The sequence below is a fragment of the Kitasatospora sp. NPDC030952 genome, assembly GCF_055571335.1.
Window position 1 is genome coordinate 95,998 of record NZ_JBVIFM010000006.1, and the last position, 25,107, is coordinate 121,104.

Annotated in this window: 23 protein-coding genes; 12 read left to right on the top strand and 11 right to left on the bottom strand. The window is 73.4% G+C overall.

Going from position 1 to position 25,107, the window contains the following annotated elements:
* Window positions 1-63: 63 nt before the first annotated feature.
* Both hydA and ACZ47G_RS14055 read right to left on the bottom strand, forming a co-directional pair.
* Complete coding sequence (hydA, locus tag ACZ47G_RS14050; protein WP_465742246.1) at window positions 64-1,494, bottom strand: dihydropyrimidinase; 1,431 nt, start codon at window positions 1,492-1,494, stop codon at window positions 64-66.
* A gap of 11 nt (window positions 1,495-1,505) precedes the next feature.
* Window positions 1,506-2,348, bottom strand: a complete 843-nt coding sequence (locus ACZ47G_RS14055; protein WP_465742248.1) for a nitrilase-related carbon-nitrogen hydrolase — start codon at window positions 2,346-2,348, stop codon at window positions 1,506-1,508.
* A gap of 519 nt (window positions 2,349-2,867) precedes the next feature.
* Here ACZ47G_RS14055 and ACZ47G_RS14060 point away from each other — a divergent pair.
* From ACZ47G_RS14060 to ACZ47G_RS14105, 10 genes are all read left to right on the top strand, one after another.
* Window positions 2,868-5,837, top strand: a complete 2,970-nt coding sequence (locus ACZ47G_RS14060) for a hypothetical protein (RefSeq protein ID WP_465742249.1) — start codon at window positions 2,868-2,870, stop codon at window positions 5,835-5,837.
* A 223-nt stretch (window positions 5,838-6,060) separates the two neighbouring features.
* Window positions 6,061-6,138, top strand: a complete 78-nt coding sequence (locus ACZ47G_RS14065; RefSeq protein ID WP_101948289.1) for a putative leader peptide — start codon at window positions 6,061-6,063, stop codon at window positions 6,136-6,138.
* A 230-nt stretch (window positions 6,139-6,368) separates the two neighbouring features.
* Window positions 6,369-6,914, top strand: coding sequence for a cysteine dioxygenase (locus ACZ47G_RS14070; RefSeq protein WP_465742251.1), 546 nt, complete (start codon window positions 6,369-6,371; stop codon window positions 6,912-6,914).
* Entirely contained in the window at window positions 6,908-7,294 is a 387-nt protein-coding gene (locus ACZ47G_RS14075) for a rhodanese-like domain-containing protein (protein ID WP_465742253.1), read from the top strand. The genes ACZ47G_RS14070 and ACZ47G_RS14075 overlap by 7 nt, the downstream gene beginning before the upstream one ends.
* A gap of 274 nt (window positions 7,295-7,568) precedes the next feature.
* Window positions 7,569-8,768, top strand: coding sequence for an ABC transporter ATP-binding protein (locus ACZ47G_RS14080; RefSeq protein WP_465742255.1), 1,200 nt, complete (start codon window positions 7,569-7,571; stop codon window positions 8,766-8,768).
* On the top strand, window positions 8,758-9,426 hold the full coding sequence (locus ACZ47G_RS14085) for an ABC transporter permease (protein WP_380451074.1): 669 nt from the start codon (window positions 8,758-8,760) through the stop codon (window positions 9,424-9,426). Before ACZ47G_RS14080 ends, ACZ47G_RS14085 begins: the two co-directional genes overlap by 11 nt.
* On the top strand, window positions 9,423-10,100 hold the full coding sequence (locus ACZ47G_RS14090) for an ABC transporter permease (RefSeq protein ID WP_380451076.1): 678 nt from the start codon (window positions 9,423-9,425) through the stop codon (window positions 10,098-10,100). The genes ACZ47G_RS14085 and ACZ47G_RS14090 overlap by 4 nt, the downstream gene beginning before the upstream one ends.
* Before the next feature lie 62 nt (window positions 10,101-10,162).
* Window positions 10,163-11,125: an ABC transporter substrate-binding protein gene (locus ACZ47G_RS14095; protein ID WP_465742258.1), complete on the top strand. Its 963-nt coding sequence runs from the start codon at window positions 10,163-10,165 to the stop codon at window positions 11,123-11,125.
* Between the two features lie 250 nt (window positions 11,126-11,375).
* Complete coding sequence (locus ACZ47G_RS14100) at window positions 11,376-11,927, top strand: hypothetical protein (protein WP_465742260.1); 552 nt, start codon at window positions 11,376-11,378, stop codon at window positions 11,925-11,927.
* A 578-nt stretch (window positions 11,928-12,505) separates the two neighbouring features.
* Window positions 12,506-14,248 carry a glycosyl hydrolase family 18 protein gene (locus tag ACZ47G_RS14105; RefSeq protein ID WP_465742261.1) on the top strand — a complete coding sequence of 581 codons (1,743 nt, stop codon included), beginning with the start codon at window positions 12,506-12,508 and terminating at the stop codon, window positions 14,246-14,248.
* Between the two features lie 88 nt (window positions 14,249-14,336).
* Here the strand turns inward: ACZ47G_RS14105 and ACZ47G_RS14110 are convergent, their stop codons facing one another.
* The 6 genes from ACZ47G_RS14110 to ACZ47G_RS14135 all read right to left on the bottom strand — a co-directional run bounded on the left by ACZ47G_RS14110 (window position 14,337) and on the right by ACZ47G_RS14135 (window position 20,342).
* Window positions 14,337-15,632 (bottom strand): multidrug effflux MFS transporter, encoded by a 1,296-nt coding sequence (locus tag ACZ47G_RS14110; protein WP_465742263.1) that lies wholly within the window; start codon window positions 15,630-15,632, stop codon window positions 14,337-14,339.
* Window positions 15,633-15,851: 219 nt separating this feature from the next.
* On the bottom strand, window positions 15,852-16,334 hold the full coding sequence (locus ACZ47G_RS14115) for a hypothetical protein (RefSeq protein ID WP_465742265.1): 483 nt from the start codon (window positions 16,332-16,334) through the stop codon (window positions 15,852-15,854).
* A 404-nt stretch (window positions 16,335-16,738) separates the two neighbouring features.
* A complete protein-coding gene (locus ACZ47G_RS14120; protein ID WP_465742267.1) occupies window positions 16,739-17,617 on the bottom strand; it encodes an alkaline phosphatase family protein in 879 nt (292 codons plus the stop codon).
* 240 nt (window positions 17,618-17,857) lie between these two features.
* A complete protein-coding gene (locus ACZ47G_RS14125; RefSeq protein WP_465742643.1) occupies window positions 17,858-18,628 on the bottom strand; it encodes an ATP-grasp domain-containing protein in 771 nt (256 codons plus the stop codon).
* 68 nt (window positions 18,629-18,696) lie between these two features.
* Window positions 18,697-19,089: an ADP-ribosylation/crystallin J1 gene (locus tag ACZ47G_RS14130; protein ID WP_465742269.1), complete on the bottom strand. Its 393-nt coding sequence runs from the start codon at window positions 19,087-19,089 to the stop codon at window positions 18,697-18,699.
* A 74-nt stretch (window positions 19,090-19,163) separates the two neighbouring features.
* Window positions 19,164-20,342 carry an acyl-CoA dehydrogenase family protein gene (locus ACZ47G_RS14135; protein ID WP_380451090.1) on the bottom strand — a complete coding sequence of 393 codons (1,179 nt, stop codon included), beginning with the start codon at window positions 20,340-20,342 and terminating at the stop codon, window positions 19,164-19,166.
* Between the two features lie 151 nt (window positions 20,343-20,493).
* Between ACZ47G_RS14135 and ACZ47G_RS14140 the strand changes: the two genes are divergently transcribed.
* Entirely contained in the window at window positions 20,494-20,808 is a 315-nt protein-coding gene (locus ACZ47G_RS14140) for a basic helix-loop-helix domain-containing protein (RefSeq protein ID WP_465742271.1), read from the top strand.
* Between the two features lie 142 nt (window positions 20,809-20,950).
* Here the strand turns inward: ACZ47G_RS14140 and ACZ47G_RS14145 are convergent, their stop codons facing one another.
* Window positions 20,951-21,259, bottom strand: a complete 309-nt coding sequence (locus tag ACZ47G_RS14145; RefSeq protein ID WP_465742645.1) for an AzlD domain-containing protein — start codon at window positions 21,257-21,259, stop codon at window positions 20,951-20,953.
* Window positions 21,259-22,071, bottom strand: a complete 813-nt coding sequence (locus ACZ47G_RS14150) for an AzlC family ABC transporter permease (RefSeq protein WP_465742273.1) — start codon at window positions 22,069-22,071, stop codon at window positions 21,259-21,261. The genes ACZ47G_RS14145 and ACZ47G_RS14150 overlap by 1 nt, the downstream gene beginning before the upstream one ends.
* Window positions 22,072-22,295: 224 nt before the next feature.
* Here ACZ47G_RS14150 and ACZ47G_RS14155 point away from each other — a divergent pair, with 224 nt between their 5' ends.
* Complete coding sequence (locus ACZ47G_RS14155) at window positions 22,296-22,886, top strand: helix-turn-helix domain-containing protein (protein WP_465742276.1); 591 nt, start codon at window positions 22,296-22,298, stop codon at window positions 22,884-22,886.
* Between the two features lie 140 nt (window positions 22,887-23,026).
* Here the strand turns inward: ACZ47G_RS14155 and ACZ47G_RS14160 are convergent, their stop codons facing one another.
* A complete protein-coding gene (locus ACZ47G_RS14160; protein WP_465742278.1) occupies window positions 23,027-24,955 on the bottom strand; it encodes a cholesterol oxidase substrate-binding domain-containing protein in 1,929 nt (642 codons plus the stop codon).
* Between the last annotated feature and the right edge of the window lie 152 nt (window positions 24,956-25,107).

A 25,107-nucleotide genomic window follows, 5' to 3' on the forward strand; every position in this document is an offset into this window, starting at 1 on the left:
GGAGAGGGATCGGGAGGGCGGTCCGGGGCCGGCGTGCGGCGCGGCCCCGGACGGGAGGGGGGATCAGGTCAGGTACTGGCAGGTGTCGCGGCGCAGGAAGGTGCCGTGTCCGGGCCGGCCGAGCCAGCGGCCGTCGTCCAGCACCACGGTGCCGCGCGAGAGCACCGTCCGGGCCCGGCCGGTGAGTCGCCGGCCCTCGTAGGCCGAGTAGTCCACGTTCATGTGGTGGGTCGCGGCGGAGACGGTCTGCACGGCGGTGGGGTCGTAGACCACGAGGTCGGCGTCCGCGCCGGGCGCGATGGTGCCCTTGCGCGGGTGCAGCCCGAACATCCGGGCCGGCGTGGTGCAGGCGATCTCGATCCAGCGGCGCCGGCTGATCCGCCCGTCCACCACGGCCTGGTGGAGCAGGTCCATCCGGTTCTCCACGCCCGGAAGACCGTTGGGGATCTTGGAGAAGTCACCGCGGCCCAGTTCCTTCTGCCCGACGTAGCAGAACGGGCAGTGGTCGGTGGAGACCACCTGGAGGTCGTTGGTGCGCAGCCCGCGCCAGAGCGCTTCCTGGTGCTCGCGCGGCCGCAGCGGCGTGCTGCACACGTACTTGGCGCCCTCGAAGCCGTCCGCGCCCTCCTCGGCGAGGTTGTCGGTGGAGAGGAAGAGGTACTGCGGGCAGGTCTCGCCGAACACGGGGAGGCCGGCGTCGCGGGCCCGGGCGAGTTCGTCGAGCGCCGAGGCGGCGGAGACGTGCACCACGTAGAGCGGACTGCCGGCCACCTGGGCGAGCTTGATCGCCCGGTGGGTGGCCTCGGCCTCCAGCAGTTCGCGCCGGACCTCGCCGTGGTAGCGCGGGGCGGTGCGTCCGGCGGCGAGGGCCTGTTCGACCAGGACGTCGATGGCGATGCCGTTCTCGGCGTGCATCATGGTCAGCCCGCCGTTGGCCGCCCCGCGCTGCATGGCGCGCAGGATGCGGCCGTCGTCGCTGTAGAAGACGCCGGGGTAGGCCATGAAGAGCTTGAAGGAGGTGGACTCGCCGGAGTCGACCAGCGCGTCCATCTCCTTGAGGACGGCGTCGTTGACGTCCGAGACGATGGTGTGGAAGGCGTAGTCGATCGCGCAGTTGCCCTCGGCCTTGGCGTGCCAGGTGTCCAGGCCCTCGCGCAGGGCGCCGCCGACGGGCTGGACGGCGAAGTCGACGATGGTGGTGGTGCCGCCCCAGGCGGCGGCGCGGGTGCCGGTCTCGAAGGTGTCGGAGGCCGCGGTGCCGCCGAACGGCAGCTCCATGTGGGTGTGGGCGTCGACGCCGCCCGGAATGACGTAGTGGCCGGTGGCGTCGATGACGGCGTCGGCGGTCCAGGCCTCGGCGGCGGCGCTGCCGGTGGCGGCGAGGGCGGCGACGCGCTCGCCCTCGATCAGGACGTCGGCGTGGAGTTCGTCGGCGGCGGTGATGACGAGGCCGCCGCGGACGACGGTGCGCTGCCGCGGGTCACGGGTGCTCATCGGGCTGCTCCTCAGGCCTCGGCGAGCGGTCCGTAGGCCTCGGGCCGGCGGTCGCGGTAGAACGCCCACTGCTGGCGGACCTGTTCGATCAGGCCGAGGTCGAGGTCGCGGACGACGAGTTCCTCCTCCTTGTCGGAGGCGACCTCGCCGACGAACTGGCCGCGCGGGTCGACGAAGTAGGAGGTGCCGTAGAAGTCGTTGTCGCCGTACTCCTCGGTGCCGACCCGGTTGATGGCGGCGACGAAGTACTCGTTGGCGACGGCGGCGGCGGGCTGTTCGAGCTGCCACAGGTAGCCGGACAGGCCGCGGCTGGTGGCGGAGGGGTTGTAGACGATCTGCGCCCCGGCCAGGCCCAGGGCGCGCCAGCCCTCGGGGAAGTGCCGGTCGTAGCAGATGTAGACGCCGACCCTGCCGACGGCGGTGTCGAAGACCGGCCAGCCGAGGTTGCCGGGCTTGAAGTAGTACTTCTCCCAGAACCCCTTGACCTGCGGGATGTGGTGCTTGCGGTACTTGCCGAGGTAGCTGCCGTCCGCGTCGATCACCGCGGCGGTGTTGTAGTACACACCGGTCTGCTCCTCCTCGTAGACCGGTACGACGATCACCAGGCCAAGTTCGCGGGCGAGGTCCTGCATCCGGCGCACGGTCGGGCCGTCCGGTACGGCCTCGGCCCAGCGGTAGTGCTCGGCCTCCTGGACCTGGCAGAAGTACGGGGCGTTGAAGACCTCCTGGAAGCCGATGATCTTCGCGCCCTGGGCGGCGGCCTCGCGGGCGTACCGCTCGTGGAGCGCGATCATGCTCTCCTGGTCGCCGGTCCAGCGGGTCTGGACGAGCGCGGCACGGACGATCTGCGACATGGGTACCTCCGCAACTCCGCGTCCCGGCCGTGCGGTCGGGCCCGCGGTCTGAGGGTTGACGGGGCGGGTCTCGCCTGCGGGTCCGCTCGGGGAACCACAGGGGTCTACGGGAAGGGTCTACGTGCGTAGAAAGCGATCTGTAGACGGTAGGCCGGGCCTCGGTGGCCTGACAATACGTTGGCGGTAACGCGTCTGGGGCGATCTCGTTACGCGGACACGCGAACGGTCCTGGGTGGGATGAAACGCTCATCTACCCCGTTGGTGACCTCCTTACTCATTCGAGTGAAAGCGGTCACCGGGGGTGCGGAATCGGCCACGGCAGGGTAAAACGCGCCTGGACGCTTCGACGGGTCGTCATCTGACGGCGCTGCGGGGCGACTTCAGGAGCCGGGCACGGGGATCGACGGTCGGCGGGGAGCCGAACGGGGGGTGGTGGGGATGGCAGCGGTGGGCGGGCACGAGGAGCGTACGGCGGACACGTCGAACACGTCGGACACGCGGGACAAGCCGGACACGCCGGTGGCAGCGGCACCGGGAGCGAGCACCGGCGGCGGCGCGGCCGGCCGGCCGCCGGCCCTGCCCGCCTGGGCGGGCCTGCTGCTCGCCCTCGGCGCGCTGCTGCCGCTCGCCCTCGGCCTTCTGCCCGCCCGCGGCCAGGCGCCGCACACCCGGCTGACCGCCCTGCAACTGGCCGGCTCCCGGGCGGCCGCCGAGGCGGTGGTCGGCGAGCACACCTCGGCGTACCTCGCGGCCCTGCGCGCCGAGCTCTGGCTGATCGGCGGCTACGTGCTGACGCTGGTAGCCGCGGCGCTGCTCGGCGGCTACGTGCTCGGGCACCGGCGCCGGATCGGCCCGGCACTGGTGGTCGGGGTCGCCGGGCTGCTCGCCGCGGGCTGCGACCTCGGCGCCAACGTCCTGCTGCGCCTCGGGCTCGACCACGGCGGCTCCGACACGCCGTTCACAGTGGCCGCGGCGCTGGCCACCGTCACCTGGCTGCTGCTCCTGCCCGCCGGGGTGACGGCGGCCGGCCTGCTGGCGGTGACGGCCGCCCGGGCCGTCCGCGGGCTGCGCCCCGGGGCGGCGAAACCCGGCGACGACGCCGACCCCGACCGCCCGGCGCTGATACCGCCGTGGCCCGTGCTCACCCGGCACGGAAGGCTGCCGCACCACCGCCCGCCCCGGGAAGCACCGGCGGCCGACGCCCCCGACACCCACGCCCACTGGCGGGACGCCGGCCGGGTGCCACCCGGCCGCGAGCCCGCCGAACTGGGCTTCTGCGCCTCCGGCGGTGGCATCCGCTCGGCCTGCGTCACCCTCGGCGCGCTCCAGGCGCTGCGTCCATGGCTGAAACGGGCCCGCTACCTGGTGTCCGTCTCCGGCGGCGGCTACACCGTGGGCGCGCTGCAGCTCGCCCTCAGCGACTCCGCGCCCGGCAGCCCGGTGCACGCCACCTCGGGCCTGACGGCCGACACGGTGATGGCGCCCGGTTCCCCCGAGGAGGACCACCTCCGCCGGCACAGCAAGTACATCGCCGACGGCACCGGCGAGTGGCTGATCGCCCTCGGCACGCTGCTGCGCGGCGTGCTGTCCGCACTCACCCTGCTGCTGGCCGCCGTCCTGGTGCTCGGGCTCGGCCTCAGCCGCTTCTACCACGCCGTCCCGCTCACCGACCTGGACGCCCTGGCCGCCGCCGGCCTGCGCCACCCGGGAGCCGTGCCGGGCGCGTTGGCGTTCCGCGCCCCCGCGCTGGCAGCCCTCGGCGCGCTGCTCGCGGCGGCGGCCGGGTGCTGGCTGCTGTGGCTGCTGGCCTTCCCGCCGCTCGGCTGGCACGCGCTGCTGCCGCGCGCCCTGCGCCGGCTCAACTACGCCGCGCTCGCACTGGCCGGGCTGCTCGCCCTCGGCGTGCTGGCCGTGCCGGGGCTGGCCTGGGGCGCGGTCCGGCTCCAGCAGGCGCTGGCGGCCGGCCCGCAGCTGACCGGCGCCGGCCTCAGCCTCACCGTGGTGCTCAGCTACCTCGCCCTGTTGCTCGGCATACTCTGGCGCGACCGCCGGACGATCGGCCGGAGCGTGCGCGCGGCCGCCGGGGCGCTGCGCGGCGCGGGCCGGATCGGCGGCGGGCTGACCGCCAACCTCCCCCAGTACCTGGTGGTCTGGGCCGCCCTCGGCACCCTGACGGCGGGCGCGCTGCTGGCCCTCGGCTGGGCGGTCGCCACCGGCTACGCCTGGCCGACGGCCGTCCAGGTGCTGCTGCCGCTGCTGCTCGGCGCGGTCGGGCTCAACCTCGACCAGACCTGGATGGGCCTCCACCCGTTCTACCGGCTGCGCCTGGCCTCGGCGTTCGCGGTTCGACGGGTCACCGAGGGCGGCCGCTCACTGGCCCGCCGGTACGACTTCCACCGGGAGCAGACCTGGCTGAGCCACTACGCCGCCCGGCACCCCGACTTCCCCCAGGTGATCTTCTCGGCGGCGGCCAACCTGTCCGGCAACTCCCGTACACCGCCGGGCCGTCGGGCGGTGTCCTTCTCGCTCTCGTACGACTACGTAGGCGGCCCGGACGTCGGGTACGCGCGCACCGACCTGTTGGAGCGGCGCACCCGCCGGCACATCGCCCGGGACCTCACCGTGCAGTCCGCGATGGCCGTCTCCGGCGCCGCCTTCTCCTCCGCGATGGGCCGCCAGTCCCGGGTCTACCAGGGGCTGTTCGCGGTGACCAACGCCCGGCTCGGGACGTGGCTGCCCAACCCGGCACAGCTCGGCCCGGCCTGGTCCGGCACACCCGACTGGCGCCGCCCCGGGCAGCCCGCCGTCCGCCGGCTCCCGTACCAACTGCGGGAGCTGACCGGCCGGTTCCCCGCCGACGACCGCTTCCTGCTCACCACCGACGGCGGGCACTACGAGAACCTCGGACTGGTCGAGCTGCTGCGGCACCGGGTGCGGACGGCGGTGAGCATCGACGCCAGCGGGGACTCCGGCTACGCCGCCAACCTCGCCTCCGCGATCACCCTGGCCCGCGAGGAACTGGGCGTCGTCATCACCCTGCACCAGCCGGAGCTGCTGATCCCGGGCAGTGCCACCGCCGGGCGGGACGGCTCCGCTCCGCCCCTGCACGGGCTGGCGGCCCAGCTCTCCGACCGGCTCTCGGCCTGCGGCGTGATCACCGGGGACATCCACTACCCGGCCCTCGACGGCGAGCCCGGCTCCGAGCGGCACGGCACGCTGATCGTCCTCCAGGCCGTGCTGACCGCCGACATGCCGTACGAGCTGCAGTCCTACGCGGCGGCCAACCAGGCCTTCCCGAACGACGGCACCAGCGACCAGTGGTTCGACCACCAGCAGTTCGACGCCTACCAGACACTCGGCCGCTACCTGGGCGAGCAGGCCGGTCCGGTGATCGAGCGCGCCCTCTCGACCGCCGCGGACGGCTCCGCCACAGCGGCGCCACCGGCACCGCCGGGACCGCCGGGACCGCGCGTCCCCGCCGAGGGCTGAGCCGGGAGGGGTCGGGTCGGGAGCCGAACCGGGGGCCGAAGCAGTGGCCGGGCAGGCGGTCGGGCCACTGGTCGGGCCGACGGTCGGGCGAGCGGTCAGGCAGGCGGTCAGGCAGGCGGTCAGGCAGGCGGTCGGCCGGGCGGTCGGGCCGCTGGTTAACAGGGCGCAACAAGCGGCTGCCCCGGCTTGACTTCCTCCGACCCGCTCGGAAAGGATCCCTGGCATGGACTCCGGCACCACTCTGGTTTGCCGCCTGCACGTCGATCTGCGGCGCCAGGCGAGTTCCATCTGTGCCTGTTGACCTTGCTCCGCTCCGCCGGTTCCGCCCTGTGACCACCGCCAGGGCCCGTACCGCGCACCCGCATCCGCAGTCCTGAATCCCGCCCGCCCGGCGGCACCCGCGCGTGCCGTGCCGGTCGAGCCGGGTCGCTCCGCCGGCCCGCGCCCGTCACCGCCACCGCCACGCCGCAGCCCCGCCGCCGGACCCGAGCGCCCCCTGCCGACGTTCCCGCCGCACCCGAGGACGCCCCCATGAGCCTGGACCTGGTAGCCGAGACCCCGACCCCCGCCCCCGGGGAGCCACCCACGCCCGGGGAGCCGCCCGCCGCCGGGCGGGCCCGCGCCCCGTTCACCCCGAACACCCTGCGGAGCGTCGTCCGCGAGCTGGCCGAGCGGCCCGAGCAGTGGATCCACCTGGTCCGGCTCTCCACCGAGGAGCGCTGGTACCAGCGCCTGGTGGCCGACGACGACCACGAGGTCTGGCTGATCAGCTGGCTGCCCGGCCAGTCCACCGGCTTCCACGACCACGGCGGTTCGCGCGGCGCGTTCACCGTCGCGCTCGGCGAGCTGGAGGAGCTGTCCCTCGGTGGCCCGGACCAGGGCCTGCTGATCCGCCGGGTCCCGGCCGGCACCGCCCGCGCCTTCGGCCCGGAGTACGTGCACGACGTGCGCAACACCGCCTCGGGCCCGGCTGTCACACTGCACGCCTACTCGCCCCCGCTCAGCTCGATGGCGCACTACGACCTGCGGGCCGGCGGGCTCGTCCGCACCTCGGAGGAAGGACCGGAGCAATGGTGACCACGATCGACGACCTGGTGGAGCGGGCCCGCGAGGGCGTCCACCGTCCGCGCGCCCGGGAGGCGTACCAGGCCCAGCTGGAGGGCGCGCTGCTGGTGGACATCCGTCCGGCGGCGCAGCGGGCGGCCGAGGGCGGGATCCCCGGCTCGCTGATCATCGAGCGCAACGTCCTGGAGTGGCGGCTCGACCCGACGGGCAGTCACCGCATTCCCGAGGCCTCGGGCTACGACGTCGAGGTGATCGTGGTCTGCTCGGAGGGCTACGCCTCCAGTCTGGCCGCGGCCTCGCTGCGCGAGCTGGGGCTGCACCGGGCGACCGATCTGGACGGTGGGTTCGTCGGCTGGGCGGCCGCCGGACTGCCGACCCGCCCGGGCGGCTGAGCCGAGGTCACCTCCGGTGGCCCCGGCCGTCGAACCGACGGTCACACCGCGTGGCCCCGGCCGCCGAGCCGGGGTCACGCCGCGTGCCGGGCTGTAAATCAGGGACAGGAGATGACGCAGGTCATAGTCTGATCAGAGTTTCCGCCGGTCCAAAGCTGGGCAGCCACGCGGGCGGAAGAACGCCCGGGCAGTAAGACCGCCGTCAACCGAACCACCGAAAGACCGACCGACACAGGCGCCGCCTCCACCGGGCGCCCTGACGAGGAAACACTCCGTGATCAGATTCGAGGGCGCCGGCAAGCGCCACCCCGACGGCACCATCGCGGTCGAGGCACTGGACCTCGAGGTCCCGACCGGTCGGATAACCGTCCTGGTCGGGCCCTCCGGCTGTGGCAAGACCACCCTGCTGCGCATGGTCAACCGGATGGTCGAGCCCACCTCGGGCCGCGTACTGCTGGACGGCGCCGACGTGGCGAAGCTGGAACCCGCCAAGCTGCGCCGCGGCATCGGCTACGTGATCCAGCAGGCGGGGCTCTTCCCGCACCGCAAGGTGATCGACAACATCGCCACCGTGCCCTACCTGCTCGGCTGGGACCGCAAGAAGGCCCGCGCCCGGGCCGCCGAACTGCTGGAACTCGTCGGCCTCGCCCCCGAGACCGCCAAGCGCTACCCGTTCCAACTGTCCGGCGGCCAGCAGCAGCGGGTCGGCGTGGCCCGGGCGCTGGCCGCCGACCCACCGGTACTGCTGATGGACGAACCTTTTAGCGCCGTCGACCCGGTGGTGCGGGCCGGACTCCAGGACGAGCTGCTGCGGCTGCAGTCCGAGCTGCACAAGACGGTGCTGTTCGTCACCCACGACATCGAGGAGGCCGTCCGCCTCGGCGACCAGGTCGTGGTACTGCGAGAGCACGGCCGGATCGCCCAACTGGCCGACCCCCACACCCTGCTGACCGCCCCCGCCGACGACGGTGTGGCCGCCTTCCTCGGCCGCGACCGGGGCCTGCGCGGCCTCGGCCTGCGGCCCGCGAAGACCATCCGGCTGCACCCGCTCGCCGACGGATCCGGTTACGGCGGCTGGGAGTTGGCCCTGGACGACGAGCGCCGTCCGATCGGCTGGATCGACCGCGGCGCCGGCGGCACCGAACTGCTGCCGGCCGCCGGCTTCCGCCCGGACACCGACACCCTGCGCGCCGCCCTGGACGCCGCCGTGCTCTCCCCCGCCGGGGTCGCGGTCGCGCTGGACGCCGACGGCCGGGCGATCGGCACCGCCGACCGCGAGGCCGTCCTCGGCGCGCTCACACCCGTCGGCGGCTCGACCGGCGGCGGCTCGACCGGCGACGGCTCGACCGGCGACGGGTCTGCGGGCGCGGAGAAGGCCGTGAGCGTGGAGAAGGCCGTGAGCGTGGAGAAGCCCGTCGGCATCGACGAACCGGACCGGACCGGGCCGGCGGACGGAGCCGACGGTGGACGATGAACCGCTCGTCCGCTGGTACTGGATCGGCGACCACGTCGGCTACCTCGGCAACCTGCTCGCCGACCACGCCGTGATCGCCCTGGTCCCGGTGCTCATCGGCCTGCTGCTGGCCGTCCCGCTCGGCCTGGCCTGCGCCCGCTTCCCCCGGCTGTACCAGCCGCTGTCCGCCGTCTTCAACATCGTCTACGCGCTGCCCTCGCTGGCCGTCTTCGTGGTGCTGATCCCGTACACCGGGCTCGCCACCCAGGCGACGGTGATGATCCCGCTCACCTTCTACGCCCTCGCCGTCCTGCTGCCGACCACCGTGGACGGGCTGCGCGCCGTCCCGGACTCCGTCCGACAGGCCGCCACCGCGATGGGGTACGGGCCGTGGCACCGGCTGACCGCCGTCGAACTGCCCGCCGCCGTGCCGTACCTGATCGCCGGGCTGCGGGTCGCCGCGGTGTCCAGCATCTCGTTGGCCAGCGTCGGCGCGCTGATCGGGCGCGGCGGGCTGGGCTACCTGTTCATCGACGGCTTCCAGCGCACCTTCCCGACCCCGATCGTGGCCGGCATCGTGCTGATCGCCGTACTGGCGCTGGCCGTCGACCTGCTGCTGGTGGCCGCCCGGCGGCTGCTCGCGCCCTGGGCCGTCCGGGAGCAGGGGGCGGGCTCGTGAACTGGCTGAACTGGCTGAGCGACTTCTTCTCCGATCCGGACCGCCGCAGCGGCCCGGACTCGATCGTGCACCGGGTCTCCGAGCACCTGCTGCTCTCCGGCGAGGCGCTGCTCTACGCGGCGCTGATCGCCGTCCCGCTCGGGCTGCTGATCGGCTACACCGGGCGCGGCGTCACCGTGGTCACCGCGCTCGCCGGAGCCGCCCGCGCGCTGCCCACCCTCGGCCTGGTGACGCTCGCGGTGCTGCTGGCCGGGGTCGGCGACACCGCCGTGCTGTTCCCGCTGGTCGCCCTGGCCGCGCCGCCGCTGCTGGTGGCGGCCGTCGAGGGGGTGCGCGGCACCGACCCGGACGTCCGGGACGCCGCGCGCGGGATCGGGCTGACCCACCCGCAGGTGCTGTTCCAGGTCTGCCTGCCCTCCGCCGCGCCCACCCTGCTGGCGGGCTTCCGCACCGCGACCGTCCAGGTGATCGCGACCGCCACGGTGGCGGCCTACGTCGGACTGGGCGGCCTCGGCCGCTACGTCATCGACGGGCTGGCCACCCGGCAGTACGCGGTGACCGTGGGCGGCGCGCTGCTGGTGGTGCTGCTCGCGGTCGGCGCCCAGCTGTTCTTCGCCCTGCTCGCGCGGTTCGCACTCCCGCCCGGGGTGCGCGCCCAGCGCAAGGCCCGCTGAGGCACTCCCCTTCGCTTTCCTCTCCCATCCGCTCCGGAAGGACAACTGTCACCATGTCGACAATGCAGAGAAGCAGGCGCGCCGTCGTCCTCGGCACGCTCGTCGCGCTCGCCCTGGGCGCCACCGCCTGCGGCTCCTCCGCCAGCAGCAGCAACCCGCTCGGCGGCGGCCCGAGCGCCTCGGCCTCCGGGGCCGGCTCCGCCGCCACGGGAGGCGGCTCCGGCGGCGGCTCCGGCGGCGGGACGGTGGTCGTCGGCTCGGCGAACTTCCCGGAGAACGTGCTGCTCGGCTCGATCTACTCGCAGGCGCTCAAGGCCAAGGGCGTCAAGGTCGAGGAGAAGTTCAACATCGGCAGCCGCGAGGTGCTCTACGGCCAGCTGCAGAGCGGCAACCTGACCGTGCTGCCCGAGTACAACGGCGCGCTGCTCGCCTACCTGGACGCCAAGAACACCGCCGTCACCACCCAGGACGTGAACGCGGCGCTGACCAAGGCGCTGCCCGCCTCGCTCGGGATCCTGGACTCCTCCCCCGCCGAGGACAAGGACTCGCTCAGCGTCTCCCAGGAGACGGCCGACAAGTACAACCTCAAGAGCATCGCCGACCTGACGGCCAAGGCCGGCGAGTTCACCATCGGCGGCCCGCCGGAGTTCAAGTCCCGCCGCGAGCAGCAGTTCAAGGACGCCTACGGGCTGACCTTCAAGGAGTGGAAGCCCACCGCCGACACCACCGCGAACGCGCTCAAGGACGGCAGCATCCAGGTCGGCAACGTGTTCACCACCGACCCGAAGATCGTCCAGTACAAGCTAGTGCCGCTGAGCGACCCGAAGAACGTCTTCGGCGCGCAGAACGTCACCCCGCTGATCAACAAGGCGGGCGTGGACGCCACGGCGACGGCGGCGCTCAACGCGGTGTCGGCCAAGCTCGACACGACCGGGCTGACGGGGCTGATGAAGCGGGTCTCGGTCGACAAGGAGGACCCGTCGGCGGTGGCCAAGGACTGGCTGAAGGCCAACGGGCTCGGCTGACGACCGACGGCCGACGGCCGAACTGAACGGCGGTCGGCGACCGGCGGTCGGCGACCGGCGACCGGCGACCGGCGACCGGCGACCGGCGACCGGACTGAACGACGGACGGACTGAACGACGGACGGCGGTCGGAGTGGGTGGACGGCGGCGTGGAGGCACTCCCTCCGGGCCGCCGTCCGCCGTACCGGGGGCCCTCCGCCGGCCGGACGGGACCTTCCCTTCCGCGCCGCGAACATGACAGTGTGGCGCCATGCGCACTCGTCTCCTCGCCGCCTCCCTCACGGCACTCGCCGCGGTGAGCCTCGCTGCCTGCTCCAGCTCGGATTCGGGCTCGGCCTCGGGCAAGGGCACCGCCGCGACCGGCTCCCCCACCGCCGCCGCCGCGTCCGGCGCCCCCTCGGCCGGCTCGTCCGCCTCGGCGCCCACGACGGCCGCGCCGTCCGCGCCCGATGCCCCCGCCTCCGCGTCGGCCCCCGGCGCCGACGGCTCGGCCCCGGCCAAGCCCGCACCGCCGGCCGACGCCGGACTGCCCGGCAAGCCGGACGCCGACCTGACCGGCAAGGTGGTCGCGGCGCTGACCGCGATCGACCCGGCGATCGTCGGGGGCAAGCCCGACCAGGTGGTGGAGCAGGCCCGCAAGCAGTGCCAGGCGCTGTACCAGTACCCCAAGGACAAGGCGAAGTTGGCCGAGCTGGCCGGACAGAACTTCACCTCGCCCGAGCACCCGCAGGGCTTCGGGCCGGACACCGCCGCGAAGATCGACGACGCGCTGCGCGCCACCCTCTGCCCGCCGGCGCGCTGACGCCGCTCCGTCCCTCCCCCCAACCGCCCGGTGTCCTGAGCTCCGGGCAGCCGTGGCCGCGCCCCGCCCGCCGGGTGCGCGGCCACCGGCATCTCGGCAGCCACCGGCATCTCGGCAGCCACCGGCGTTTCAGCGGCCCCCGGCAGGCGAGCGGCCATCGCGCCGCCCCGCCAGGCCGCCGATCACCGCCCTTCGGCGGCCCGGACCATCCGCTGACGAACTGTTAGCTCTCTTGACAGACCAGTGGTCTAGTCCAAACATAAGCATGTCGATCCGACCGGGATGCACTGTGGGGGTGTGACCACCGGCGGCTGAGGCACCGCCCTGCCCTGCTCCGCTCCACCCCCGCTCCGTACGGCGTGCGCACCTTCGCACCGTCGCCCGCCTCCACGCGAGTCGGCGGGTTCCGCATGCCCCCGCGTCCGCACGAACCCCCCACATCGACCCCCGCACCGAATGCCCCGCACCGAATGCCCCGGACCAGGCGCCCACGCGGCCGACCCCACACGGCTGCCGACGCCCCCGGGCCGTACCGCAACTCCCCAACGTCCTGCCCCACCACGTCTGTTGGAGAATCCATGCGTCTTCGCAGAACCCTCCAGGCCGCGCTGACGGCCTGCGTCACCCTGGCCGCCTCGGCCGGCCTGGTCGCCGCCGGGACGGGCTCCGCCCAGGCCGCCACCCCGCTCCCCAACCGGGTCTTCGCGCCCTACTTCGAGTCCTGGACCGGCCAGAGCCCCGCCACCCTGGCCGCGCAGTCCGGCGCCAAGTACCTGACGATGGCCTTCCTGCAGGCCGCCACCAAGGGCTCCTGCACCCCGTACTGGAACGGCGACACCTCCAAGCCCGTCTCCTCCTCGACCTTCGGCGCCGACATCGCCACCATCCGCGCCAACGGCGGGGACGTGATCCCCTCCTTCGGCGGCTACACCGCCGACAACACCGGAACCGAACTGGCCGACAGCTGCACCGACGTCAACCAGATCGCGGCCGCCTACGAGAACCTGATCACCACCTACGACATCAGCCGGATCGACCTCGACATCGAGGACAACTCGCTGACCAACTCGGCCGGCATCGACCGCCGCAACAAGGCGATCAAGGTCGTGCAGGACTGGGCCGGCGCCAACGGGCGCAGCGTCCAGTTCTCCTACACCCTGCCGACCACCACCAGCGGGCTCGCCGACAACGGCCTCGCGGTGCTGCGGAACGCGGTCAGCAACAAGGCCCGGATCGACGTCGTCAACATGATGACCTTCGACTACTACGACGGCTCCACCCACGACATGGCGGCCGACACCCAGACCTCGGCGCAGGGCCTGTACGACCAGCTGGCCCAGCTCTACCCGGCCAAGTCCCCGGCGCAGCTGTGGGGTTCGATCGGGATCACCGAGATGGTCGGCATCGACGACTACGGCGCGGCCGAGACCTTCACCGTGGCCAACGCCACCACCGTGTACAACTGGGCGGTGTCGAAGGGCATCAACACGCTCGCCTTCTGGGCGCTCCAGCGCGACAACGGCGGCTGCGTGGGCAAGGCCGGGGACGACTCCTGCTCGGGCATCGCCCAGAACACCTGGGACTTCACCCATGTGTTCGCGCCGTTCACCAGCGGCTCCACCGTGACCAATGACTTCTCGGTCGCGGTGAACCCGAACTCGGCCACCGTGAAGGCCGGTTCGTCCGCCTCGGCGGCCATCGCCACGGCCGTCACGGCGGGCTCGGCGCAGAGCGTCAGCCTCTCGGTCAGCGGCGCCCCGGCCGGCGTCACCGCCACCGTCACCCCCGGCAGCGTCACCGCCGGCAACGGCGCCACCCTCAACATCGCCACCACCTCGGCCGCCGCGGCGGGCACCTACCCGCTGACCGTGACCGCCACCGGCCCCTCCGGCACCCACACCGCGACCTACTCGCTGACCGTCACCGGGACGGCCCCGTCGACCGGCCTGGTCAACGGTGGCCTGGAGACCGGCAGCCTGGCCCCGTGGACCTGCCAGAGCGGCGGAGGCGTCGTTTCCACGCCGGTCCACTCCGGCTCGTACGCGCTGCAGGCCGCGGCCTCCGCGAGCCAGACCGGCGAGTGCGGCCAGACCGTCAAGCTGAAGCCCAACACCGGCTACACGCTGAGCGGTTGGGTGCAGGGCAACTACGCCTACCTGGGCGTCAGCGGCGGCGCCACCGCCAGCACCTGGGCCAACTCCTCGGGCTGGACCAAGCTGTCCGTGCCCTTCACCACCGACGCCACCGGCAGCGTCACGGTGTACCTGCACGGCTGGTACGGGCAGGGCAGCGTGTACGGGGACGACTTCTCGATCGCCTGACGGCGGTGACGCGGAACAGGTAACAGACAACAGACAACGGATGACAGCTGACAGATTTCATCATCTGTCAGCTGTCATCCGTTCGTCGTCAGTTGTCCGCCGCCGACTCCCGCAGCCGCCCCGGCCGGCACAGCGCCACGTACGCCGCCAACGCCAGCACTCCGCAGCCCAGCACCACCAGCGCCAGCAGCGTCGCCGACGGCCGTCCGCCGATGCTGCTCAACGGTGCGACCACCGCACCGCACAGGAAGTTGCCCGTCCCCAGCAGTGCCGAGGCCGTCCCCGCCGTCTGCGGTTCGACCAGGCCCAGCGCCTGCGCCGCCGTGTTCGGCAGCACCACCCCGAGGCTGCCCATCAGCACGAACAGCGGCGGGCAGAACCCGGCCAGCCCGAAGTCCCACACCGTCGTCAGCAGGACCAGTGCCACCCCGGCCGCGACCGCCGTCCCGAGCCCGGCCAGCATCAGCGACCGCGCCGCGAAGCGCGGCGCCAGCACCCGCCCGTTCAGCTGGGTCATCACCACGATGGACAGCGAATTCAGACCGAACAGCAGGCTGTAGGTCTGCGGCGAGACCTGGTACACGTGCTGCAGCACCGTGGACGAGCCGCTGATGTAGCCGAACAGCGCGCCGAACGCCAGCGAACTGGTCAACGCCAGTCCCAGGAAGGGCAGATGGCGCAGCAGCCGGCCGATGGTGCGCAGCGCGGCGCCGACCCCGCCGCCCACCCGGGCCTGCGGCGGCAGGGTCTCGCGCAGCGCGCCGAAGGCGGCCAGGGTGAGCAGCAGCCCGAGCGCGGTGAGCGCCCCGAAGGTTCCGCGCCAGGAGGTGAAGCGCATCAGCTGCGCCCCGATGACCGGCGCGAGGATCGGTGCCAGCCCGGATATCAGCGCGATCGAGGCGAGGAAGCGCAGCATCGCGACGCCCTGGAAGCGGTCCCGGGCGACGGCGCGTCCGATGACCAGTCCCGCCGATCCGGCGACGCCCTGGACGAAGCGGGCAGCGATCAGCACCGGGAGGTTCGGCGCGAACACGCACACCACGCTGGACAGGGTGTAGACGACCAGCCCGGCGAGCAGCGGCGGGCGGCGCCCGAAGCGGTCGCTGAGCGGCCCGAAGAGCAACTGCCCGGCCGCGACCCCGAACATCGAGAAGGTCAGGGTGAGCTGGACGGCCGCCGGTTCGGCCACCAGGTCGTCGGCGATCGCGGGCAAGCCGGGTAGGTAGAGGTCGGTGGTCAGCGGGCCGAGCGCGGTGAGGCCGCCGAGGACGGCGATGGTGGCCCGGCCGGCACCGGTCTTCGGGCCGACGGCCGGTGACGTGCCGGTTGCTGAGGCGGGAGCGGTCGACGTGTCGTCGGTCGGACCGACGGTCGGGCCGGGCATGGCTCTCCTAACGGACGCGGTGACTCGGGTTCGTTCGCGATCCGTCCTATCGCAGCCCGGCGGGCGTGACGACGGCAGGGGTGCACCGGGACGGATCCGCCCACCGGCCGATCCACAGCACGCGCACGACGACGGCCCGCCCGCACCTTCCGGTGCCCGGCGGGCCGTTCGTTCCCTGGTCAGGACGGCTGATCCGGGATCAGCGCCCGGTCAGCACCCTCAGTGCTTGGCGACGTGCTCGGCGCGGAGGGCCGCCTGCAGCGTCGCGCCGTCCTGCCACGCGTAGAGCTGGTTGCCGGTGAGCGTCACATTGTAGTGCCCACAGGTGCCGGTGGCCTTGGCCGCGACGCCCTCCGGGAACCAGCCCGCCTTGAGCGAGGCCGGCACCGGGTGCGGGCCCTTGCCCGGCACGCCGGTGTTGCAGCCGACGGGCAGCCGGCCCTCGGGAAGGGTGGCCCGCAGCAGCCGGTCGTCACCCGTGGTGGACATCACGTACTTGACCGAGGAGGCGTTGTCGGGCAGCCAGGCGGGCATCGAGCGGCGGTCGGCCTTGGCCTGCGAGCCGCTGTCGTACGAGACCTGCTCCTGGTGGCGCCCGTCGTACCACTCGGACACCCGCGGGCCGATTGCCACGGCTGCCACGGCGACGGCCATGCCGGTGCCCGCGACTCCCAGCGCGACCTTGCTCACGATGCCCTTCATGCCTGACTGCCCTCTCCGTGTACGTCGCTGATGCGTCCGGTGGGTCCGGTGCGTCCGGTGCGTCCGGTGGGTCCGGTGGGTCCGGTGCGTCCGGGACCGTGGCCGGTCCGTCCGTGACCCGTCCGGGCCGAGCGTTCCGCCGGCCGGGTGTATCCATGGTGGCCCGGGCCGTCCTGCCCGAGCGTCACCACCAGGTCGCGATCTTGCATCCAACCCACGGGGTACCGTCTCCACCTTCAGGCGTATGTCCATGGGCCCGGTCCCGGACGTACGTGCCTTGCGGCGCTCAGGCTGCCACGCCGGGTTCTCGTACCTCCCGCGCCCCGATCGAGCCTGACTCAAGCGCGGTTCCACCGCAGCCCGGCCTGCTGCACCCGGGGCATGACGCGGAGTCGGGTGACGCGTCAGACCGCGGCGGGGACCGGCCGGGCGACGGGGAAGGGGCGGCCGTCGAGGGTCCAGTGCGGGTCGATCGGGCGCAGCATCGAGGCGTACACCTGGGCGGCGACGTCGGGGTGGCGGATCTCGCCGGTCGGCGGGCCGGCCGGGATGTCGTGCCCGGCGCAGGCGACCCAGGCGGTGCGCTCCTCGACCGTCCGGCCGCCGTGGCCGCCGGCGTCGACGTGCCCGTGGTCGGTGACCACGATGACGGTCCACTGCTCCTCGGCGTAGCCCTCCCGGCCGCGGACGGCGTCCAGCAGGCGGCCGAGGCGCTCGTCGGCGGTGCGCATCGAGGCGCGGTACTCCTCGCCGCAGCCGAGGAAGTGGGCGGTCTCGTCCACCGCGCCGAGGTAGACGAAGGAGGCCTCGGGGTCGGCGGTGCCGAGGACGTGGACGGCCTCCCGGGTGACCTCCTCGTCGACGGCCTCCCAGGCCTCGGGAGTGTCCTCGGCCGGGGCCACGTAGGAGAGCCGGCCGGGGGCTCGGAACAGCGGGCCGCCGGACTCGTTGATCATCAGCGGGTCCCAGCCGGCCGCGACGAAGGTGCGGCGGCGGTCGCCGCGGTTGAGGCGGGTGGCGAAGTCGGGGAAGACGTCCAGCCGGTTGCCGCCCAGGTGGTTGCCCCAGACGCCGTGCTTGGCGGGCTCGACGCCGGTCACGATGGTGGCCCAGCAGGGCCCGGACATGGTGGGCGTGGAGTCCGCGACCGTCACCGGCACCAGGAACCCGGCCTCGGCGACCTCCTGGAGGCGCGGCATCGGCACCTGCGCCAGGTAGTCGTGGCGGACTCCGTCGATCCCGACCACGAGGACGCGGGGGCGGGGCCACTGGGCTGCGGACATGGTGGAGCTTCCTCTCGGTCGTGCACACCCGGCCGCACCCGCCGAGGGCGCCGCCGACCGCGCCATGCTTCACGGCCCGCCGTACCGCGCGGCGTCGGGCCGCCCAACGGGGGGTGTCCGGGAGGTGTCGGGAGGTTGCCGGCGTCGGGAGGTTGCCGGGAGCGTCGAGAGCTCTCCGGCGCCGGGGGTTTCTGCGGCGCTGGGAGTTCGGGAGTTGCTGCGACGCCGGGCGCCCGTCCGTCAGCCGGTCGCCCGGACGAAGCGGCGGTCCGGTTCGGCGAGTACGGCGGCCGGGCCCGCCGCACGCAGCACGACGTCCAGGACGCGGTCCGGGTCGGCGGCGTAGCAGTTCGCGAACCAGGGCAGGTTGGCCTCGACCACGGCCCAGTGCTCGGCCGGGTCGTACGGGTCGGCGATCGGGCCGACGTCCAGGGCCACGGCGCTGGGCAGGGTGTCCCCGACGGCGTCCAGCAGCCGGCGGGCGAAGGCGGTGGCCGCGGCGGTGAGCGGCGCCGGGTCGAGCCGGCCGAAGCGGGCGTACCGGCTGCCGGTGAGCACCTCCCCGTCGCGCAGGAACAGCCGGTACTCGGCGGCGAAGGTCACCGGCTCGCTGACCAGCACGGGGGTGTCCGGGCCGATCCGCTCGCCGGTGCGGGGCAGCCGGGAGCCGTCCGGGTAGACCGCGGGCGGGAGCGACTTGTCGGCCGGCGGCTTGACGAAGGCCGGGTGGCGCAGCGTCCAGGCCTCGGCCAGGGTGGTCAGTTCGATCCGACGGCGGGTGAACTCCTCGGGGAGCCGGGCGAGCCAGTCGTCCTCGGGTTCCAGCAGCGCCAGCCCCAAGGGTCCGGCGATCCGGGCGGCGGCGAGCGGCCCGCCGTACCAGTGGACGGGCCGCCCGGCGAACAGTCCGACCAGCTCCGGGCCGGACAGCACGGCAGTGGCCAGGCCCCGGCGGGCGGCGGCCGCGGTGAGCAGGGTGGTGGTGCCGGTGGGCTGGGCGGAGGTGAGCAGGACGGGCTTGCTCGCGTCGGGCGTCGCGCCTGCGGCTGTCACGGCTGCGGCTGTCACGGCTGCGGCTGTCACGGCTGCGGCTGCGGCTGCGGCTGCGGCCGGAACTCGTGGACGACCTCGATGCGGCCGACGATGTGCCGGTTGAACTCGGCCAACTCCTCGGCCGGAACCCAGAGTTCGAGGATCGTCCGGCCGCCGGCCCGCTGCACCGGATAGCGGGCGAGGAAGTCCGTCTCCACCTCGAAGCGGGTGACGTACCCGACGCCGGAGGCCGGCACGTTCCAGTCGCGGGCGATCCGGATCGCGTAGTCCTCGTTCAGCACGGGGTAGAAGATCGGCTGCTCGGGCAGCCGGGGCGGCCAGGCACGCCAATCGGCGGCCTCGACCAGGGCCAGCTCCTCCGGGCCGGTGGGGCGCCAGAGGGTGGTGGTCGGGGGCTGCTGAACGGGCTGGCTGGTCATGCCGGGGACGGTAGCCGGGCCGCCACGGTCCCGGCCACCGGTTTTCGCAGCTCCGGGTGGCAGCGGACCGCCCGTCAGCGGTAGGCGGACTCGCCGGTGATGGCCTCGCCGAGGACCAGGGTGTGGATCTCGCTGGTGCCCTCGTAAGTGAGCACCGACTCCAGGTTGTTGGCGTGCCGCAGCACCGGGTACTCGGTGGTGATGCCGTTGGCCCCGAGGACGGTCCGGGCGCTGCGCGCGATCTCCAGCGCACTGCGGACGTTGTTGAGCTTGCCGAAGCTGATGTGCGCCGGGCGGGCCGCGCCCTGCTCCTTCAGCCGGCCGATCCGCAGGGCCACCAGGTACGCCTTCTCCACCTCCAGCATCATCTCGACCAGCTTCTGCTGGGTCAGCTGGAAACCGGCGATCGGACGGTCGAACTGGATCCGGCTCTTCGCGTAGTCCAGGGCGGCGGTGTAGCAGTCGCGGGCGGCACCGACGGTGCCCCAGAGGATGCCGTAGCGGGCCTCGCCGAGGGAGGAGAGCGGCCCGCGCAGACCGGTGACGCCGGGCAGCACCGCATCGGCCGGCAGCACCACCTCGTCGAAGGCCAACTCGCTGGTGACGGAGGCGCGCAGGGAGAGCTTGCCGTGCACGTCGGTCGCCGTCAGGCCGCGGGTGCCGCGCTCGACCAGGAAGCCGCGCACCCCCTCCTCCGTCTGCGCCCAGACCACGGCGACGTCCGAGATGCTGCCGTTGGTGATCCACATCTTGCTGCCGGACAGCACCCAGTCGCCGCCCTTGCGCACCGCCCGGGTGCGCATGTTCGCCGGGTCCGAGCCGAAGTCGGGCTCGGTGAGGCCGAAGCAGCCGATCAGCTCGCCGGCCGCCATGCCGGGCAACCAGCGCTGCTTCTGCTCCTCGGAGCCGAAGGCGTGGATCGAGCGCATCGCGAGCGAGCCCTGGACCGAGACGAAGCTGCGCAGCCCCGAGTCGGCCGCCTCCAACTCCATGCAGGCGACCCCGTACGCCACGGCGCCGGCGCCCGCGCAGCCGTAGCCGTCCAGGTGCATGCCGAGCACGCCGAGGGCACCGAGTTCGGGGGCGAGTTCACGGGCCGGGAAGACACCGCGCTCGAACCATTCGCCGATGTGCGGGCGGATCCGCTCCTCGGTGAACCGGCGGACGGTGTCACGAATCAGCCGCTCCTCGTCGGAGAGGAGGTCGCCGACCGCGAGCAGGTCGGACGGGTCGATCCGGGTCGGCTTCGTCATTGAAGCTCCTTGTAGTCTCGGCGGGACACCGGCGAGTATTCCGCAACCCGCCCGGCCTCGGACCGACGGGAACGCGTGAGGAACACGACATGTCCAGCACGGCGCCGGACTACGCGACCGGCCCGAGCGAACACGGAAGGGGAGGCGGAGCATGACGCGTTGGGCGCTGGTCGTCGAGGAGACGGTGGGCATCGGCAGGGACCGGACCTGGGGCAGCAAGGTGCTCGGCGAGGTGGAGGGCACCCGCGAGGAGGCCGTCGCGGAGCTGCGGCGGATCGTCCCGACCTACACCCCGGACCATCCGATGAGCAGCCGGCGGAAGACGCTGCTCCGGGACGGGGACACCTATCTGCTGATCCTCCAGGGGAGCATGCGCGACTACCACTGCGTGTTCAAGGTGTGGGAGCTGCTGTGGGACAGCAAGCGGCCGGAGATCCAGGCGGAGCGGTCGGCGACGGACGACTGACGGCGAGCGGCTGACGGCTGACGGCTGACGGCTGACGGCGGCAGGTAACAGCGAACAGCGAACAGCTGACAGATTTCGAAATCTGTCAGCTGTTCGCTGAAACTTGTCCGCTGCCAGCCGTCAGCCCGACGCCCGCCCGCCCTCACCCCACCCCGCACAGCCGCAGCACCGCCGCCGTCCCGGCGGCGGCCACGACCACCAGCGGGAACGGCGCCTTGCGCCACGCGAGGACCCCGGCGACCAGCACGCCCGCCGGGCGCGCCCACCCGGCGAAGCCGTGCCCCTGGGTCAGCGCGCCGGTCACCACCAGCGCGACCAGCAGCACCGCCGCCGCGACCATCAGCAGGTGGCGCAGCCGCTCCGAGAGGGCGAGCCGGTGCCCGAGCAGTGGACCGGCCACGCGGTACGCGTAGGTCCCGGCGGCCAGCAGCAGTACGGCGTACAGGGGCATCATCGGACGTCCTCCTTCACGGCCGCCGCAGCGACCACTGGCTCCGGAGACTGCGGCGACTCCGGCGACTCGAATGCGGACCCCGACTTCGGCCCCGGCCCCGGCCCCGATTCCGGCCCCGACGCCGGCCCCGACGCCGACGCCACCATCGGCCGCCCGGCGAACAGCAGCCCGACCAGGGCGAGCAGCACGGGCAGCCCGGCCGGTACGAACGGTGTGGCCGCGACGGCCACCACCGCGCCCGCCACCGCCGCGGTACGGGTCCCGCGGTCCGCGAGCGAGGGCAGCACCAGGGCGAGCAGCACCGCCGGGAAGGCGGCGTCCAGGCCGAACACGTCGGTGTCCCCGATCAGCCCGCCGGCGAGCCCGCCGAGCAGCACCGCGACGTTCCACACCACGAACAGCGAGACCCCGCAGATCCAGAACACCGCCCGACGCCGCCGCGGTTCGCTCTCCTGGAGCGCGAAGGCCGCGCTCTCGTCGGTGAGCATCTGCGCCCCGAACAGCCTTTGCCACCAAGGGCCCTGGAGGACGTCGGCGACGGCGAAGCCGAACGGCAGCAGTCGGGCGTTGAGCACCAGCCCGGTGGCGACGGCGGCCAGCGCACCGCCGCCGGACAGCACCACGCCGACGGCCGCGAACTGCGAACCGCCCGCGAAGACGAGGACGGAGAGGGCCACCGGCGCCCAGAGCGGCAGGCCGCCGGACACGCTGATCGCGCCGAAGGAGGCGCCGACCAGCGCGTCGGCGAGGCAGACCAGGGCGATGTCGCGCAGGGTGGCATGTTCGAGTGTTCGGAGAAGCGAACGCATGTCCATCAGAGTGAACCCGAGGCGCCTGGTTCGTCAAGGCGAACGGAACGACCGGCACAGCGAACGACGCTCGCCGACGACACCCCCGGCGACAGCCGTGGCAGCATGAACGGCACCGACCGGCACCGACCGGCGCCAGCCGGAACCCGAGCGGCACCGGCTGCGGGAAGCCGACCGAAGGAGTCTGGAGAAAGCGTGAGTGGCGAGAATCGTGAGTGGCGAGGATGAGTGACCGGACCCCCCGGGCCGAGGGCGCCAACGGCTCCGGCACGGAGCTGATCGGCCAGATCGCCGCGGCCATCCGGCGCGAACGCGAGCGCGGCGGACTGTCGATGACCGAGCTGGCCCGCCGCGCCGGCATCGCCAAGTCGACGCTCTCCCAGCTGGAGTCGGGCGCGGGCAATCCCAGCGTGGAGACGCTCTGGGCGCTCGGGGTGGCACTGAACGTGCCGTTCAGTCGACTGGTCGACCCGCCGCGCCCGACCGTCAAGGTGCTGCGGGCCGGAGAGGGCCCGGTGACCCACTCCGAACGGGCCGACTACGCGGCCACCGTGCTCTCCTCCTGCCCGCCGAACGCCCGGCGCGACATCTACCGGATCGAGGCCCAGCCCGGCGAGACCCGGGCCTCCGACCCGCACATGCCCGGCACCGTCGAGCACGTGATGATCGGCGCGGGCCGGGCCCTGGTCGGCCCGAGTGAGGCACCGGTCGAGCTGGGCCCGGGCGACTACATCAGCTACCCGGGCGACGCCCCGCACGTGTTCCGCGCCCTGGCCCCGGACACCCTCGCGGTGATCGTGATGGAGCACATCTGACGGGCCGCCTCCGGCGCGGCCGAGCGACGGGAACGGTCGACGACTGACGGCTGACAGATTTCAAAATCTGTCAGCCGTCAGTTGTTATCTGTTAGCTGTCATCCGTCGGCTGTTATCTGTCAGCCGTCAGCCGTCAGCCGCTACCTCAACAGCCCATCCAGGAACGGGTTCCCGAACACCCGGTGCGGGTCGTACCGGTCCAGCGTGGCGACCGCCTCGTCCCAGCCGGGCCCACCGCCGGCCCGCAGGCTGTCGGGGACGACCCGGCCGAGCAGGTCCTGGTCGGACCAAGCCGCGTCCGTGGTGTAGGCCCAGCCCTTGGACCACTCGACCCGCATGCCGGCCCTGGTCCCGTCGAAGGTGCGCAGCAGCCACTGCTCCAGGTCCCGGGCGAAGCGCTCCAGTCCGGGCGTGCCGGGGAACGCCAGGACGTCGAGCCACACGGCGGTGTCCCACTCCGGCCGGTCCGCCCGCGGGCGCAGCGCGGACAGCAGCGGGGGCCGGGCTCCCGGGACTCCGGAGTAGGACGGGTCGTCCAGGCCGGTGACCCGGATCTCCACCGCGCCGTTCACCGGGAACTCGCCCCGGGCCTGGTACTCCCCGAGCAACTGCCGGTAGTAGGCGGCGAATTCGCTGACCACCCACTGCAGGTCGGCCCGCTTGGTCAGGATCGCGTAGCCGTTCGCGGTGACCCGCAGGGTGGTGGGCCGGACGTACTGCAATAGGGCGCGCGAGGGGCCCCAGAGGTCGGAGCGCAGGCCGCCGGCGAGCAGGTGGGTGATCAGGTCGCCGCTGAGCAGGTCACGCAGCAGTCCGCCGGAGAGCAGGACGTCGGTGAGGTCGCCGGTGAGCGCCACCTTGGCGACCAGGTACTGGAGTTGGCCGAACAGCGGGGCCGATCCCCAGGCGCCGGAGACGATTTCGCCGGCCAGCCGGGCGACCGGCTCCGGAATGCTGTCCGAGAAAGGGTAGTTGTAGGGCTGGTCGACGGCCCGGGAGGCGAGCGGCTTGGTCGGGGTGACGGTCCAGGTCTTGAGCCACGGGTAGTCGGTGTAGGCGAACCAGATCGCCTCGACCCGGCCGTCGCGCTCGACGAACTCGGCCAGGGTGCGCGGACCGCCGCCACCGCCCAGCAGCCCGCCGAGCAGTCCGCCGCCGCCGGTGGCGGTCCCCGGGCGGGCGAACAGGTCGCTCGCCGGGATGTCCAGCCGGCTGACGCAGCGCAGCGGGCGGTCGGCGCCGGCGCGCAGCACCACCTCGGTCAGGAAGGCGCGGCCCAGGTGCACCAGGAAGGCGGCGCTGTCGGCCTCGGCACGGTCGAAGGTGCGCAGCGCGTAGCGGCCGGTGGTCTGGTCCAGGACGACGGCGGTGAGCCGGACCACCTGGTTGCTGACCGAGCCGTAGCCGTGCCCGTCCGGGCGCAGTTCGCCGCCGGCCGGGGCGGCCGTGCCGTGACCGCCGATGGCGAGCACGCCGCCGACGGTGAGGTCACCCGGCGCCGGGCAGGCCGTCAGGCCGAGGCCCCGGTCGGTCAGGTGGGCGAGCAGCGCCTCCATGCTCGCGCCGGTCTGTACCCGGACGGTGCTGGGCGAGTCGGCGGTGATGGCGGTGAGGTACCGGCTGGTGTCCAGCAGCAGGACGCGGGCGGTGTCCGGGGTCCCGTTGGCGACGGTGAGCGGCGCCCAGGTGTGCCGGTAGCCGGTGGCGCGCAGCCGCCAGCCGTTGGCGTGCGCCCAGTCCGCGAGGGCCGGGACCTCCTCGGGGGTGTGCGGCGCGCAGGTCCACAGCTGGTCGGTGCGGATCTCGCCGGACCAGTTCTGGAAGACCCGCTGGTAGAGCTCGGTGCCGGCGGGCAGGCCGGGCGGTACGGGCGTGGCGGCCTCGGCGCTGTCCGGGCCGATGGTGCCGCGCAGCAGCCAGGCCGCGCCGCCGAGCGCCGCGGAGGCGCCGAGCAGTTGCCGCCTGGTCAGGCCGCGCCCGGACTCCGGGGCGGTCTCCCGCCCGTTCCCCCGCCCGTCCGCCGCGCCGTGCGTGTTCTCGGTGTGATTGCCGTCGTGTTCCGTGGTCATCCGGTCCGCCCCCTGCGTCGGTGCCCCGGGCCGGGTCTCGGCGCTCCGGGGCGGTCGGTGTCCGCCCGACCCGGTCAGGAGCGTACGAAGTGCCGTACGACCGTTTGAAGCGATCCGGCCGGGATCTCACTCGTTCGAGTGATCATGGCGCG